The sequence below is a fragment of the Spirillospora sp. NBC_01491 genome, assembly GCF_036227065.1.
In the GTDB taxonomy this organism is placed as follows: Bacteria; Actinomycetota; Actinomycetes; order Streptosporangiales; family Streptosporangiaceae; genus Spirillospora; species Spirillospora xylanilytica.
The window spans coordinates 3,889,741-3,904,433 of the sequence record NZ_CP109432.1 but is presented as its reverse complement, the minus strand read 5'-3'; the positions used below and the strand labels follow the sequence as shown (position 1 = coordinate 3,904,433).

The 14,693-nt window shown below is 71.8% G+C and carries 13 protein-coding genes and 1 other RNA gene; 11 read left to right on the top strand and 3 right to left on the bottom strand.

The features are described 5' to 3' along the window. The first annotated feature begins 336 nt into the window (after nucleotides 1-336). The 6 genes from ftsE (at nucleotide 337) to OHA34_RS18135 (ending at nucleotide 6,593) form a co-directional block, all read left to right on the top strand. Complete coding sequence (gene ftsE / locus OHA34_RS18160) at nucleotides 337-1,026, top strand: cell division ATP-binding protein FtsE (protein WP_285942369.1); 690 nt, start codon at nucleotides 337-339, stop codon at nucleotides 1,024-1,026. Between the two features lie 145 nt (nucleotides 1,027-1,171). After that, entirely contained in the window at nucleotides 1,172-2,077 is a 906-nt protein-coding gene (ftsX, locus tag OHA34_RS18155; RefSeq protein ID WP_285942368.1) for a permease-like cell division protein FtsX, read from the top strand. A gap of 304 nt (nucleotides 2,078-2,381) precedes the next feature. Continuing rightward, the gene (gene smpB, locus OHA34_RS18150) at nucleotides 2,382-2,855 is read left to right on the top strand and encodes an SsrA-binding protein SmpB (RefSeq protein WP_285942367.1); all 474 of its coding nucleotides are present in this window, start codon (nucleotides 2,382-2,384) and stop codon (nucleotides 2,853-2,855) included. A 105-nt stretch (nucleotides 2,856-2,960) separates the two neighbouring features. Beyond that, nucleotides 2,961-4,883 (top strand): penicillin-binding transpeptidase domain-containing protein, encoded by a 1,923-nt coding sequence (locus OHA34_RS18145; RefSeq protein ID WP_329522293.1) that lies wholly within the window; start codon nucleotides 2,961-2,963, stop codon nucleotides 4,881-4,883. 369 nt (nucleotides 4,884-5,252) lie between these two features. Continuing rightward, nucleotides 5,253-5,625, top strand: a transfer-messenger RNA (tmRNA) gene (gene ssrA / locus OHA34_RS18140). A 581-nt stretch (nucleotides 5,626-6,206) separates the two neighbouring features. Continuing rightward, complete coding sequence (locus tag OHA34_RS18135) at nucleotides 6,207-6,593, top strand: SCO5389 family protein (protein WP_329522292.1); 387 nt, start codon at nucleotides 6,207-6,209, stop codon at nucleotides 6,591-6,593. A gap of 49 nt (nucleotides 6,594-6,642) precedes the next feature. Here OHA34_RS18135 and OHA34_RS18130 read toward each other — a convergent pair whose 3' ends face one another. Together OHA34_RS18130 and OHA34_RS18125 are read right to left on the bottom strand one after the other, a co-directional pair. Next, complete coding sequence (locus OHA34_RS18130) at nucleotides 6,643-7,434, bottom strand: GntR family transcriptional regulator (RefSeq protein WP_285942364.1); 792 nt, start codon at nucleotides 7,432-7,434, stop codon at nucleotides 6,643-6,645. A 196-nt stretch (nucleotides 7,435-7,630) separates the two neighbouring features. Beyond that, nucleotides 7,631-8,590, bottom strand: coding sequence for an ATP-binding protein (locus OHA34_RS18125; RefSeq protein ID WP_285942363.1), 960 nt, complete (start codon nucleotides 8,588-8,590; stop codon nucleotides 7,631-7,633). 137 nt (nucleotides 8,591-8,727) lie between these two features. On the opposite strand from OHA34_RS18125, the gene OHA34_RS18120 reads away from it, so the two are divergent. The 3 genes from OHA34_RS18120 (at nucleotide 8,728) to OHA34_RS18110 (ending at nucleotide 12,431) form a co-directional block, all read left to right on the top strand. Then, nucleotides 8,728-9,603 carry an SDR family NAD(P)-dependent oxidoreductase gene (locus tag OHA34_RS18120; protein WP_285942362.1) on the top strand — a complete coding sequence of 292 codons (876 nt, stop codon included), beginning with the start codon at nucleotides 8,728-8,730 and terminating at the stop codon, nucleotides 9,601-9,603. Nucleotides 9,604-9,737: 134 nt separating this feature from the next. Continuing rightward, nucleotides 9,738-10,541 (top strand): EI24 domain-containing protein, encoded by an 804-nt coding sequence (locus OHA34_RS18115; protein ID WP_329522291.1) that lies wholly within the window; start codon nucleotides 9,738-9,740, stop codon nucleotides 10,539-10,541. 87 nt (nucleotides 10,542-10,628) lie between these two features. Continuing rightward, on the top strand, nucleotides 10,629-12,431 hold the full coding sequence (locus OHA34_RS18110; RefSeq protein WP_329522290.1) for a hypothetical protein: 1,803 nt from the start codon (nucleotides 10,629-10,631) through the stop codon (nucleotides 12,429-12,431). On the opposite strand, the gene OHA34_RS18105 is transcribed toward OHA34_RS18110, so the two are convergent. Then, nucleotides 12,409-12,744: a hypothetical protein gene (locus OHA34_RS18105; protein WP_329522289.1), complete on the bottom strand. Its 336-nt coding sequence runs from the start codon at nucleotides 12,742-12,744 to the stop codon at nucleotides 12,409-12,411. The genes OHA34_RS18110 and OHA34_RS18105 overlap by 23 nt on opposite strands. Before the next feature lie 74 nt (nucleotides 12,745-12,818). Here OHA34_RS18105 and OHA34_RS18100 point away from each other — a divergent pair, with 74 nt between their 5' ends. Continuing rightward, nucleotides 12,819-14,537 carry a hypothetical protein gene (locus OHA34_RS18100; protein WP_329522288.1) on the top strand — a complete coding sequence of 573 codons (1,719 nt, stop codon included), beginning with the start codon at nucleotides 12,819-12,821 and terminating at the stop codon, nucleotides 14,535-14,537. 17 nt (nucleotides 14,538-14,554) lie between these two features. Further along, nucleotides 14,555-14,686 (top strand): hypothetical protein, encoded by a 132-nt coding sequence (locus OHA34_RS18095; RefSeq protein WP_285942358.1) that lies wholly within the window; start codon nucleotides 14,555-14,557, stop codon nucleotides 14,684-14,686. Nucleotides 14,687-14,693 lie beyond the last annotated feature (7 nt).

Below are 14,693 nucleotides of genomic sequence, written 5' to 3'. Positions count from 1 at the left end.
GACATCGGCACCGGATGCCCACCCCTGGAGCCCATCGCCCGTGGCTCGAGGCCTGGACCGGCAGATCGTGCCCGCCATCGCAGGCGCGCATCGGCTGGATCGGCGCATGTATGATGCCGCCCCAGCAGGGTGACGGACCACTCGGGCGCCTCTCGTCTCGGCGCCCGCCGGACCGTGATCCCCGGCCGACGGCCGGTTCGTGGCCACAGGTTCACGAACTGCTACGGAAAAACTACAGTCCGCTCCTGGGGACGACAAGATAGAAGACGCGATTCCTCCCGTTCGTGACCGCGCGGGTCCTTCGCAAGAATGGTGCTGAACCGCCGTGATGCAGCCGTGATCCACTTCGACAACGTCACCAAGGCCTACCCGACCCAGAACCGGCCAGCCCTGCAACATGTGAACGTCGCCATCGAGAAGGGCGAGTTCCTGTTCCTGGTGGGCCCGTCGGGATCCGGTAAGTCGACCTTCCTGCGCCTCGTGCTGAAAGAGGAGCGTCCTTCCCAGGGGCACGTGCACGTGGCGGGCAAGGACCTGAGCAGGCTGAGCAACTGGAAGGTGCCGCACCTGCGCCGCAGGATCGGGTGCGTGTTCCAGGACTTCCGGCTGCTCCCCAACAAGAACGTCTTCGAGAACGTCGCGTTCGCCCTCGAGGTGATCGGCAAGCCGCGGCGCTTCATCGGCAAGGTGGTCCCCGAGGTCATCGACCTGGTCGGGCTGGAGGGCAAGGCGCACCGGATGCCGGACGAGCTGTCCGGCGGTGAGCAGCAGCGCGTCGCGATCGCGCGGGCCTTCGTCAACCGGCCGATGATCCTGCTCGCCGACGAGCCGACCGGGAACATCGACCCGGCCACCTCGATCGGCATCATGAAGGTGCTGGACCGGATCAACCGGACCGGCACCACCGTCGTCATGGCCACCCACGACGCCGCGATCGTCGACGCGTTCCGCAAGCGCGTCGTCGAGCTGGAGGACGGCCGCGTCGTCCGCGACCAGTCGCGCGGCGTTTACGGTCAGGCGTACTGAGCGGGTACCGTCCCCCTCCCAACTGAACCCGCGGCTCGGGCACGGTCGTACGACTCCCCGGACGTACCGACAACCGGACGTATGACAACCAGCCCGCATCGGGGCACACCGCCCGCGGGACAACGGCGATCAAGGACAGCGAGGCATGCGCGCACAGTTCGTCTTCCAGGAGATCTGGATCGGTCTCCGCCGGAACCTCACGATGACGATCTCCCTCGTCATCACCGTCGCCATCGCCATGGCACTCTTCGGCACCGGCCTGCTGATCAGGAGCCAGGTCGACTCGTCCAAGAGCTACTGGTACGACCGGATCGAGGTCTCGGTCTTCCTGTGCGCCAAGACCAGTTCCACGCCGTCGTGCTCCAGGCGGGACGTCACCGACCAGCAGAAGCAGGTCATCGAGGGCCAGCTGAAGAAGCTGCCGCAGGTGGCCGGCGTCGAGTACGAGAACAAGGAGCAGGCGTTCAAGCGCTTCAAGGAGCGCTTCTCCGGCTCCCCGGGCTTCGTGGAGAGCACCCAGCAGGGTGACATTCCCGACTCGTACCGAATCAAGCTGAAGAACCCCGAGCAGTACGAAGAGGTGGCCAAGGTCGCCCGCTCGCTCGGCGGGGTGGATCAGGTGATCAACGAGCGGGAGATCCTGAAGCGGTTCTTCAACATCCTGAACGGGTTGCAGGGCGCCGCGCTGCTGATCGCGCTGATCCAGGTGATCGCCGCGGTGCTGCTGGTCGGCAACACCGTCCGGCTGTCGGCGTTCAACCGGCGCCGGGAGACCGGGATCATGCGGCTGGTCGGCGCGTCCAACACCTATATCCAGATGCCCTTCATCCTGGAGGGCGCGATCGCCGGCCTGATCGGCGGGTTGTTCGCCTCGGTGCTGCTGATCTTCAGTAAGAAGCTGCTGATCGACCGGCTCGCCGGGAACGTGGAGATGGTCAGCCAGCTCGGCTGGAGCACGGTGGTCTACGTCATCATCGTGTCGATCTGCTTCGGCGTGCTGCTCTGCGCCGCGGCGTCCTTCCTCACGCTGCGCCGCTACCTGCGGATCTGACGCCCGTCCGGCCGCTCTCGCCCGGTCGGCCCGTCCCGCCGCGCCGGCCACCGGCCGCGCCGCCGGGACGGGGCCGGACCCCCGGCGCGCCCGCGACGGTCCGATGATCATAGGATCGGCTGCCTGGGTGACGGGCCGCGGGTCGCTACCGCACCCCCGACGGCCGTAACCTCGACGGGGTCGGAACCGAACCCGGCGTGGCGGTCTCCGCGGACCGCCCGCCCAGAGCGTCCGGGCGGCGCGCCCACCGGGTGCCGCGCGGGCGGTTCGTCACGCTGCCTGACAAGGACCGAGGCTGATTTACGTGTCACGTGAGACAGGGCGCAAGCTCATCGCCCAGAACAAGCGTGCCCGTTACGACTTCCACATCGACGACACCTGGGAAGCCGGCATGGTGCTGATGGGCACCGAGGTCAAGGCGCTGCGCGCCGGCCGCGCCTCGCTCGCCGACGGCTACGCCCACGTGATGGACGGCGAGGTGTGGCTGGAGCACGTGCACATCCCCGAGTACACCCAGGGGACCTGGACCAACCACGCCCCCCGGCGGCGCCGCAAGCTGCTGCTGAACAAGCGCGAGATCCAGAAGATCATCGCCAAGTCGTCCGAACCGGGATGGACGCTGATCCCGCTGGCGCTGTACTTCAAGGACGGTAAGGCCAAGGTCGAGATCGGCCTGGCCCGTGGTAAGAAGGCCTACGACAAACGCCAGGCCCTCGCCAAGCGGGAAGCCGACCGCGAGATGCAGAAGGCGGCGTCGGCCCGGTTCAGGAGACGGTGAAGGGTGTCGATGAGCAACCGAGGCCGGAGGCGTGCCCCGCGCAGGGCGGCGTCGACGGGCGGAGTCGTCCGGGGCCCGCACGGTCCGCATCCGCTGCGACGGCGGGTGATCTCGGCGACCGCCGGCGTCGTGCTCGTCGCCGGCACCACGGCCGGCTGCTTCGCGGAGCCCTCCGCGATGCCCACCGTCCGCGACTTCCTGATCGCCTGGCAGGTGGGCAACTACAAGGCCGCCGCCGCCAAGACGACCGGGGCCGCGCAGAGCGCGGTGGCCAACGCGCTCGGTGAGGTCCGCGGGCAGCTCGACGCCGCGTCCCTGAAGCTGGCCCTCGGCGTGCCGCCCGAGTCGGGCCGCGACTCCGGCGAGGGCCCCAAGGCGATCGAGAAGAAGGGCGAGACCGCCCGCGCCCGCTTCTCGGTCAAGGTCGACCTCGGCGAGAACGGCCAGCCCTGGACCTACACCGGCCTGATGAGCCTCAAGCGGATCGGCGGCCAGTGGAAGGTGGTCTGGGACCCCTCGATCATCAACCCCGCGCTCAAGCCCGGCCAGCGGCTGGCCGTGGTGACCGAGGTCGCGCCGCGTGGTGCGATCAAGGACCGCAACGACCGTACGCTGCTGCGCAAGGTCAACGCCGTCAACATCGGGGTCTACCCGGGCCGGCTCAAGGACCCGCAGGCCACCGTGGACGCCCTCGCCAAGGGCACCAAGATCGACGGAGGCCGGAAGCTGGACGCCGAGCGGCTGCTCGGCCGGGTCCGCTCCGCCCCTCCGCAGAAGTTCCTGCCGCTGCTGACCTTGCAGCGGCCCACGCACAACCTGCTGATCGCCAGGCTTCAGCAGATCCCCGACGTGCGCGCCGAGGCCGTCCAGGCCCCGATCGCGCCATTGCAGGCGCCCGAGCTCGTCGGCGGCCTCGGCCCGGCCACCGCCGACCGGCTCCAGCAGGTCGGCGCGCCGTACCAGCCGGGCGACACCATCGGCGTCAGCGGGCTGCAACTGCTCCAGCAGCGCCGGCTGGCCGGGACGCCCACGGTCCGCGTCGTCGCCCAGGACCCGCTCGGCCGCAACGTCGCCGAGCTGAAGTCCTGGACGGGCCAGCCCCCGGCCGGGCTCGGCACCACCATCGACCCGAAGATGCAGGCCCGCGCCGACCAGGCGCTGGCCGGGCTGCCGGTGACCGCGTCCATGGTGGCGCTGCGGCCGAGCACCGGCGAGGTGTGGGCGGTGGCCAACCACGGGTCGGCCGGCCGGAACCTGGCCATGGAGGGCAGCTACCCGCCCGGCATGACGTTCGGGATCATCTCGGCCGAGGCGGTGCTGCGCAGCGGCGTCTCGCAGGCCACCAAGTTCGACTGCCCCGCCACCGCGAACGTGGGCGGTCAGACGATCACCAACCCGTCCAAGCAGGGGCGTCCCACGTCGAGCCTCCAGAACGACTTCGCGTTCTCGTGCGCGACGACGCTGGCGCAGCTCAGTGGCAAGCTCGACGCCGCCACCCTGCTCGGGGAGGCCGGCCGGTTCGGGATCGGCAAGAGCTGGGGGCTGTCGGTGCCGCACTTCGCCGGCAGCGTGCCCACGCCCGCCAACGACGCCGAGAAGGCCGCCCTCGCGGTGGGGCAGGGCAAGGTCCAGGTGAGCCCGCTGTCGATGGCACTGGTCGCCGCCGCCGCCGAGAACGGCGCCTGGAAGCCCCCGTACCTGACCAAGGACACCGGCGAGCCCAAGAACTCGCTGATCCAGCCGATCGACTCGCTGCCGCTGAGCGACCTCAAGAAGCTCCTGCGGCGCTCGGTCACCGTCGGCACCGCCCACGAGGCCAACACCGCGGGGGGAAGCGTCTCGGGCGTGGCGGCCTCGGTCGACTACCAGGAGGGCGGCCGTACCAAGACCGTGTCGTGGTTCGTGGGGTCGCGCGGCGACCTGGCGTTCGCCGTCGCGATCGAGGGCAAGTACTCGGCGTCCAAGATCGCGGCCAAGTTCCTGACCGGCACCGCGACGGCCGGCAAGACCGCCGCGTCCGCCCGCTAGGATCGCCGTCCGGACGGGCCGTTCCCACAGGTTCCATGGTCACCGTCGCGGTTTTGTGATCTCTTTGCCCGGGAGGGCGCAACCTCCCCGGGCCGCGCGAGCGTCTTCACAGGTGATCGGGACTCCGCTTCGGGGGGTTGCGGACCCCGGTCGCCGTGATGAGACCAGAGCCTCGTCTCGGGGGAGGCTCTGCCGTCCGGACCGGCCCGACCCTGCCGGTCGGCCCCGGTGGGCACGACGCGATCGTCGCCCACCGGGGCGTCACTTTCTCCGGACCCCCCCGGCCCCGGGAATCCCGTTGGCGTCCCGCGCGTTATGCCTGTAGCGTCTGCTGCGGGTGCTGCGGCATCCGCGTTGACAACTCAACATGGGGGTGACCGGCTTCGACTTCGGTCGATCGAGCCAGGGGAAGCGGGTCGAGGGTTGCTGTCGTGACCTCGTAAATCCTGTGACAGCAAAACAAAAACTGCCAACAAGAAGCAGTCCGAGTTCGCTCTCGCCGCCTGAGCGAGTAGCGAACTCTGTCAGCCCGGGAGAGTCTCCGACTCGGGGTCTGGCATCGTAAGGAGACTTCACCGCCCGACCCGGTCGCGGGGTCGGTAGGGACACCTAACAGCGACTGAGCCCGTCGGCGACTTGCCTGCATGAGCGCCGGGACTGAGAAAACGCCTAGCAGGCTGCACCCGGAGAAGCCCTGACTCATTACCGAAGGACGCGGGTTCGATTCCCGCCACCTCCACCCATGAAGAAGCCGCCGGCCAGAGCACATCTGGTCGGCGGCTTCTTGCGTGTGCGCCCACTTACGCCCACTCCATGAATCCTTCTGGAGGACCTCGGCGGCCTGGGCGGACGCCACGCTGCGCCCCATGTTCACGTCCTGCGTCACCGACGGCTTGGCGAGCCCACAGCCTCACGCCTAGCTCACCGCCCAGCGCTGGCCGGCGCCGCCGTTGCAGGCCTGCCCGACAACAGGCTCGTTAGCGACGTAGTGGCTCAGGCACTGGCCGGTGTGCGCATTCTTCGGCGTCCTGGCCACAGCGGCCTCAGAGCTGGTGGCGACAGCAGCACCCACCGGTACAGCGGTGAGAGCAGAAACAGTGAGGGCGGCCGAGACGCACGCGAGACGGTTCACCATCAACTTCAGTGACGATAAGCGACCGATTGGCAACTCATTGTAATGGCGGGTGGCTGTCGTGCGAGAGACGATCGCCGTGACCGCACGACGACCAGGGGAGGTCGAAAGCTGTCTGTTCGGTTAGATCTCCGGACCCGGGGTGGACGGGGGACCTTGGTATGCCTAGCCTCCAAAGCGGAGGTGAGGGTATGTCTCTTACTGTTTCCCCCGAACTGCTAGAAAAGGCGCAGAACGGGAAGGTCGGGCATGATGAGTTCATCGCGTGCATCGCCGAGTCCCTGCCCTACGCGTGGGGGATGGTCACGCGGCTGGTCGGCGAGCTGAAGGACGGCGGCGAGGAAGGCGTCCAGAACCTCACGGTCCCCGAGACCGAGGAACAGTGGGGCCAGATGTTCCGGATGTTCTCCAGCGACTCGATGCGCAACGCGATTCAGCGGCACTTCGGCGTGCGCCTGGCGTTCCAGAACTGCTGCAAGCCGGGCGTCTTCCGGCCGGACGCCAAGGACGCCTACGAGGCGTTCGTGTCGCCGGAGGCGCAGCTCCTCAACCAGGACCCGACTCTCGTCAACTGCTGACGGGGCCGGCTGAGAACGCCCTCACGGCGCGCACCGTGGGGGCGTTCGCCTATGCCCCGGCGTGCTCGCTCTCGCCGGGGCGCCCGTCCGGGGCGGGGTGGCCGCCGACCTGGATCGGGTACTCCAGTTCGAACTGGTCGGCGGCCAGGACGAGGTCGGCCGTCTCGACCGGGCCGTCCGCGGTGCGGGTGGTGCGGACGATGACGATCACGGGCACGCCGGGCCGCAGGTGCAGCCGCCGGGCCTCGGTGGGACGCGGCATCCGCGACCGCAGCCGCTCGACAACCCGGACGGGGCGGCGTCCGATCGAGGTGAAGCGGTCGACCACCCCGGCGCCGTGCAGGGGGCCCTCCTCCGGGTGCTCGATCGGCGTGCCGCGCGTGATCTCTAGGGGCTCGTAGGAGGTGACGATCATCGTCGGCTCGTCGTCGGAGTAGGAGACGTACTCGGTGACCATGACGGCGTCGCCGGGCTCGACGTCCAGCCGCCGCGCGATCTCGGTCCCGGCCCCGTCCTCGTGCGAGTGGTGGGTGTACCGCGGAACCCGCTCGGCCCGGACGGACTCCTCGGCGTACGGGGTGCCCGGGTCGGGCCGGTAGTGCAGCGTCGAGCGGCGGATGAGGGGACGGTACTCGCGGACGAAGGTGCCCGCGCCCTTGCCCCGGTCGACGAGCCCCTCGGTCTCCAGGAGTTCGACGACCTGGCGGGCCACCACCCGGCTGACCTTGTAGCGGGTGCTGAGCGCGTCCTGGGTCGGGAGCCGGTCGCCGGGACTCAGCGCGCCGCTCAGGATCTGCTCCCGCAGGACGGCCGCTATGCGTTCGTACAAGAACTCCGTCATGGCGCGATTCTCCTTGCCTCTCCCGGCGTGTCGCACTCCTGCCCCGACTATCCCCCAAACCGGCGCTTCTTGGTATGCCAAGGCCCCGGGAGATGTCCCCCGGGGCCGGTTCTCGTCGTGCGGTGGTGCTGCGCGGTGGGGTGCACGGGTGCGTGCGCGTGCGGGTGCGGTGCGCCGCCGCGGCGCGTCCGCCGGATCAGGCGGGGATCAGCGCGTCGGGGCCCAGCCGGAAGTCGGGGTCGATCTGCTCGGTGACGTCGGTGCCCGCGGCCTGGTTGGCCCAGCTCTCGGCGTTCTTGACGTGGAACTCGGCGGCCTGGCGGCTGAACCGCTCCCAGTCCTTCGGCTGGGCGTCGACCGTCCGCTGGAGCAGGCGCAGGACCTCGCGCGCGGAGCCGTCCAGGGTGCCGATGTCGAACGGGCGGCCCTGCTCCATCGCGCGGACGGCGGGCTGGAACCCGACGCAGGTCAGCAGCGCGTCGCCCACGTGCTCGCGCAGGAACGCCACGTCGTCGGCGGTCTGGACCTTGTTGCCGACGACCGCGATGGTGACGCCGAAGTCGGCCGCGTAGTCGGTGTACTGCCGGTAGACGGCGATGCCCTTCCGGGTCGGCTCGACCACGAGGAACATCACGTCGAACCGGGTGAACAGGCCGGAGGCGAACGTGTCGGCGCCGGCGGTCATGTCGACCACGACGTATTCGCCGGGGCCGTCCACCAGATGGTTGAGGTACATCTCGACCGCGCCGGTCTTGCCGTGGTAGCAGGAGACGCCGAGGTCGCCCTCGTCGAACTGGCCGGCCGCCATGAACCGGACGCCGCGCACGCTCAGCGACATCGCGTGGACCGGGTCGGCACCGCCGACCCGCAGCAGCTTGGAGCCCCGGCCCGGGGGCGTGGTCTTCACCATCGCGGCGGCGGACGCGATGCGGGGGTTGTCGCCGCGCAGGTACTCCTTGATCACGTCGAGGTGGCCGCCCAGCGGCGGGACGCCCGCCACCTCGTCGTCGCTCAGTCCGAGGGCGGCGCCGAGGTGCTGGTTGATGTCGGCGTCGATCGCGACGACTGGGAGCCGCTCGGCGGCCAGATGCCGGATGAAGAGGGACGACACGGTCGTCTTGCCGCTGCCGCCCTTGCCCACGAAGGCAACCTTCACAAGTCCCCCATTTTGGATATGAAAATCATTGTCGGTTCGAGTCTCCTGGGTGGCGGAGATCAAATCAAGCGACCTCGGCAAGACGGCCCGGCGCCGGGGTCTTCCGGACGGCGCCCCGGCTCCGGGAAGGTGGGGGGATGGACAAGATCGCGATCGTGACCGGGGCGACGTCGGGGATCGGGAAGGCGATCGCCCTCGGGCTGGCGCGGAAGGGCTTCCGGGTGGGGATCGTCTGCCGCAACCGGACCCGCGGCGAGGCCGCGGCCGCGGAGCTGGCGGGCAGCGTGCCCGGCGCCGAGGCGGAGATCTTCCTGGCCGACCTGTCGGTGCTCCAGGACGTGCGCCGGGTCGCGGGCGAGCTGCGCGAGCGGTACCCGCGGGTGGACGTGCTGGTCGACAACGCCGGGGCGCACCTGCTGCGGGCCAAGGTCAGCGCGGACGGGTACGACCGCATGGTCGCCACCAACCACCTCGGCCCGTTCCTGCTCACCAACCGGCTGCTCGGGGTGCTGGACGAGACCGCGCGGATCGTGGTCGTCGCCTCGGAGGCGCACCGGTTCGCCGACCCGTTCGAGCCGGCGGACCTGGCCGAGCCCGGCCGCTACGGGCCGGCCGGATCGCTGCGCGTGTACGGCCGGTCCAAGCTCCTCAACCTGTTCTTCACGCAGGAGCTGGCCGAGCGGCTGAAGGGGACGGGCATCACCGTGAACGCGATGTGCCCCGGCCTCGTCGCGACCGCGCTCGCCCGGGACGTCCCGGGCGCGGGACAGGTGGGCGGGTGGCTCTCGCGGACACCGGTGCTGCGCAGGCCCGAGCAGGGCGCGCGGATGGCGCTGCGGCTCGCGACCGAGCGGCGGTTCGAGGGGTGCAGCGGCGGCTTCTACAGTTCGACGCCCGGCGCGCGGGCGCTCCCGGGGGCGCGGACGCTCAAGGACCGCGCGCTGCAAAAGGCGGTCTGGGAGCGTTCATCCCACCTTGTGGGGCTTCCCGGCCCGATAGTTTTGGGCAGGTGAACCCACCTCACGATCCGCGCACGCCCTACACGCCGGGCCCTCCGCCCGTCCCCCCGCCCGGACCAGGACCAGGGCCGGGACCAGGGCCGGGACCAGGGCCGCAGCAGCCGCAGCCGCAGCCGGGGGGGCCGCCGGTGCCGCCGCCCGAGCCGCCGCGCAGGTCGGCGGTCAAGGAGTTGTTCAGCGGCGTCGGCTATTTCCTCCGCGGCCTCGGCTGGGTGGCCCGGCATCCCCTGCAGTGGCTGTTCGGGCTGATCCCGGCGGTCATCGTGCTCGTGGTGTACGTGCTGGTGCTGGGGCTGCTGGCGGCGAACCTGGACGACGTCGCCGGGTGGGTGACGCCGTTCGCCGACGACTGGTCGGAGGGTCTGCGCAAGACCGCCCGGGTGGTCGCCGGGATCGCGGTCTTCGGGACGGCGGCGTTCCTGGCGGTCCTGACGTTCACCGCGCTGACGCTGCTGGTGGGCGACCCGTTCTACGAGAGCATCGCGGTGAAGGTGGAGGACTCGCAGGGCGGCGCCCCGCCCGAGCCGGACGTGTCGCTGCTGACGCAGATCGGGCGGGCGATCCGGGACGCGCTGATCCTCGGCGCCGTCGCGGTGCTGTTCGCGGTGGTCTTCTTCGCATGCGGGTTCCTGCCGGTGGTGGGGCAGACGGTGGTGCCGGTGGTCGCCGCGTGCGTGTCGGGCTACTTTCTCACCAGTGAGCTCACCGCGATCGCGCTGGAGCGGCGGGGCCTGCTGCGGAGGGACCGGTTCGCGCTGCTGAAGCGGCATCGCGCCCTGGCGGTGGGTTTCGGAGCGGCCACATTTGTGGTCTTCCTCATTCCGCTGGGCGCCGTGCTCGCGATGCCGGGCGCCGTCGCGGGGGCTACATTGCTGGCCAGAGAGCGTCTGGCGGTCAACATGCTGGTCAACGAGGGTGACATCGGCGCCTAGCGCCATCACTGAGGCGATAGGAAGATGTGTCCTGAGCGTGATTACCGGCCCGGTCGTAATGGATGATCTTGCCGTAACGTGTGCCGCATGTCCGATCAGGGGGAGCGCGGCGTGCGCTGGACCGATATGAGCGAGAGCAGCACCGGCGACCGCGAGGAGCGGCGAACGGCGACCGGGCCCTTGCCCCAGGTCGCCGGGCAGGTGGACGAGGAGCCCGGGGCCCGGGCGGTCTTCCCCGAGGCCAAGGTGCCCGAGGTGCGGATGCCGGCGCCGACGGGGCGCACCGACTTCTCCGGCCCCGCGCTCGGCGGGCAGGTCCCGCACGACGTCTGGGGCAAGGTCGAGTCGCCCCCGGTGCCCGAGCCGTCCGCGGTCGACGAGCCGTCCGCCGTGCCCGAGCCGTCCGCCGTGCCCGAGCCGTCCGCCGTGCCCGAGCCGTTCGCCGTGCCCGAGCCGTCCCCCAGGGCCGAGCCGTCCGTGGTCTTCGCGCCGCCGGACGCGTTCGCGGCGCCCGAGGCCCACGCGCCTTCCGAGGCGTTCGCGGCGCCTGAGCCGCTCCGGCCGTTCGAGGCGGGCGGTGCGGCCGGCGTGCGCGCCGAGCCCGGCGCGTGGGGGGTTCCGGAGGCCGGCGAGGAGATGCGGGAGGTTCCTGAGGTGCGCGATGAGGTTCCGGTGGCGCCGCCGGGCGGCGGCCCGGCCGGAGGGCTTCCGGACGCCGAGGACGTCAAGGTCGCGCCCGTGGTCGAGGCCCGGCCGGGTGGCGACGCGTGGCCGCAGGACGACGCGCGCCCGCAGGACGGGGCGCGTCCGCCGATGGCTCCGGCGGGGGCGCCCGAGCCCGTCCAGCCGCAGCCGCCCATGCCGGGCGGGTCCGCCGACGGGCCGAGGGGCCCGCGGGCCGAGAGCGGGCCGGGCTGGGAGGGCTCGCTGTTCGACGGGTCCGGCGCGGACGCCGACGGCGAGGGCGACGCGCGGTACGTCCCGGCCGACGCCGGCGGTGCCGCGGGACCGGCGTCCGGCCGGTCGGGCAAGCCGAGCAGCGGCAACTGGCAGATGCCCGACTGGATGGCCGACGAGGGCGCCGCCGACGGCATGCTCGGCGAGTCGCAGGGCCTGGACGACGAGGGCGGCCGGTCCCGGCTGATGCTCGTCGGCGGGGTCGGGCTGCTCGTGCTGGCCCTGATGGCGGCCGGCGGCGTGTACCTCATGAAGCGCAACAAGGACGGTGCCGCGCCCGCCGCGAACGACCCGACGGCGAAGCGCACGGCCGCCGCGCAGCAGCCGCCCGAGCCGTCGCAGAACGTCCAGGCCCGGCTGCCCGCCGACAAGCCGTTCAAGCGCTTCCCCGGCAAGCCGAGCAAGGTGCTGGGCCGGGTCGCCGACGCGCGCTCGGGACTGTCGTTCCCGCGGCTGGCGGCGCCCTGGCAGCCGCCCACCAAGAAGAACAAGCTGGGCGCGGCGGGCTGGTCCGGACAGCAGGTCCTGGTGACCGAGAAGCAGGGCGGGCGGATCTGGTACGGGCAGTTGCTCACCGGTGGCCTGGTCCCGGCGTTGCAGGGCTCCTACAAGGGGTCGCAGAGCGTCAAGAACGTCACGGCGCTGGCGGCCAAGGGCTTCGAGGGCGACTACTACGCCTTCCAGCACAAGTCGGCGCCGCTGGCGTCGGCGCCGCTGGTGGTCAGCGGGCACAAGGGCTGGCTGATCGCCTCGTATCTCACCTACAAGCGGGCCGGGGTGAAGGCGACCGGCGAGGTGGTGGTCACCGCGGTGATCGACAACGGCCGGCCGACGCCGGCCGTGGTGTTCGCGTCGCTGCCCAACACCCATCGCAAGATGTGGCCCGACCTCAACCAGTTCGTCGGCCAGCTCAGGGTGACCAACGCGCCCTGACCGAGGAGCACGAGGCACTGGCGGCGTCGGTGCGCGGCTTCGTCACGCGGACCATCACGTCCGAGCACGTCAGGGCGGCCGTCGACGCCGCCGGGCAGGACGCCGCCCGCAGGCAGGGCGGCGCCGGTGCGGCGGAGGGCGTGGGCGGCGGTGCGGGACGGCCCGGGTTCTGGGACGCGGCCGCCACGCTCGAGCGGCTCTCGGGCACCGACCCGGGCGCCACCGCGAACGTCCGCACGCTGGTGGCGATGGAGCACGGCCAGCAGGTCACCGAGTTCGGCGTCGCGCTGCTCGGCGCGGACGGCGCGCTCACCGGCGGGCGAATCGTACCGAGTGGTCCGGAATGGGACCTGGGTGGGGGGCGTGATCGGGTAGCGTCCAAGCGCGATGAAGGGGCGAACGCGGCACGGGGTGGCCGCTCTCACCGGCCTGGTGCTGGGGGTGCTGGCGCTGGGGCCGGGCCTCGCACCCGGCTACCTGCTGTCCTTCGACATGGTGTTCGTGCCCGACCCCTCCTTCACCCGGATGACGTTCGGGCTGACCGGGACGGTCCCGCGGCACGTGCCGAGCGACGCGTTCGTGACCGCGCTCGGCGCCGTCCTGCCCGGCGGCCTGGCGCAGAAGGCGGTGCTGCTCGCGATCTTCGTGATGGCGTGCGCGGGCGCGGCCTCGCTCGTCCCGGCGCGGCGGCTCGCGCCGCGGCTGGCGGCCGGGGTGCTGTACGCGTGGAACCCGTTCGTCGCCGAGCGCCTGCTGCTCGGCCACTGGGCCTTCCTGCTCGGATACGCGGCGCTGCCGTGGGTGGTGGCCGCCTCAGCCGGAGTGGTGGAGCGGCACGGGGCGCGGCGGTTCGGGCGGGCGCTCGTCCCGGCGGCGATCGGCGGGTTCGCGGCGATGGCGGTGTCCGGGCTGGCGGCCCTGGCCGTCGCCGGGTGGAGCGCCGGACGGCATGAGCGCGGCGAGGGACCCGCACGCGGCGGGGGGCGGTGGCGGGCGGTCGCGTGGGCGGCCGGGACGCTGGCGCTGTTCAGCCTGCCATGGCTGGTGACGGGATGGCTGCGACCGTCCGGGATGCCGGGGGACCCGGGGGCCGTCGACGCGTTCGCGGCCCGTGCGGACACCCCGTTCGGGACGCTCGGCAGCCTGCTGCTCCTCGGGGGCGTGTGGAACGCCGAGGCCGTCCCGACCGGGTACGGCGTGCCGCTGCTCGCCGTGTGCTCGCTGGTCGTGGTCGTGGCCTCGCTGGTCATGTACGCGCGGGCGGTCCGGACGCCGTGGGCGCGCGGCCTGGCGGTCGCGGCGGGCACGGGGTTCGTGCTCGCGGCGTTCGGGGCCTTCGCGGCGCCGCTGCTCAAGGGCATGATCGATGCGTGGTCGGGGTTCGCGGTGCTGCGGGACGGGCAGCAGTACGCGGCGCCGCTCGCGGTGGTCGTCGCGGTGGGCTTCGGTGTGCTCGCCGACCGGCTGATGAGCGCCGCGGGCGCCGCGCTGGGCGTGCTCGCCCTCGTGGTGCCGGTCGTGCTGCTCCCGTCGCTGGCCTGGGGCGCCGCCGGACGGCTCGAACCCGTCCAGTACCCGGCCGGCTGGGCGCGCGCGCGTGAGGTGATCCGGGCCGACCGGGTCGCGGGCGACGTGGTGGCGCTGCCGTGGGCGACCTACCGCTCGTACCCGTGGAACCACCGCCGCACCTCGCTGGACGCGCTGCCCCGCTACCTCGGCCGGCGGGTGGTCACCAGCGACGCGGTGGTGATCGGGGCGGCCACCATTCCGGCGGAGGATCCGAAGGCGCGGCGGCTGGACGCGGTGATCAAGTCGGCCGGGCCGCTGACCGGGCCGCTGGCCGCGGCGGGCGTCCGGTACGCGGCCTTCGACGCCGAGACCGATCCCGGCAATCCGGCGATGGCCCGGCTGGTCGGCGCCGAACGCGTCGTGGACGGCCCCGACCTGGTGCTCTACCGCATTCCCGACCCGGTGGCCGGCCCCGACCAGGCGGCCCCGGCGGTGCCCGCGGCCCTCGCGTGGGCGGTCTGGATCGGACTGATCTCCTGGTGCTTTCTCCCCTCACGGACTACCCTGGCCACTCGCACGTCCCCCCGCCTCCCCTGACGTGGAAGGGCCCCCAGATGCGCATTGCCATCGCGGCCGTGACAGGCGTCCTGCTGGCCGCGCTCGCGTCGTTCGGCGTGGTCCACCTGGCCAACGCCTCGCAGAGCGACCCCGTGATCAAGCCGCTCTACAACTACGGCTCTCGATGACCGAGGC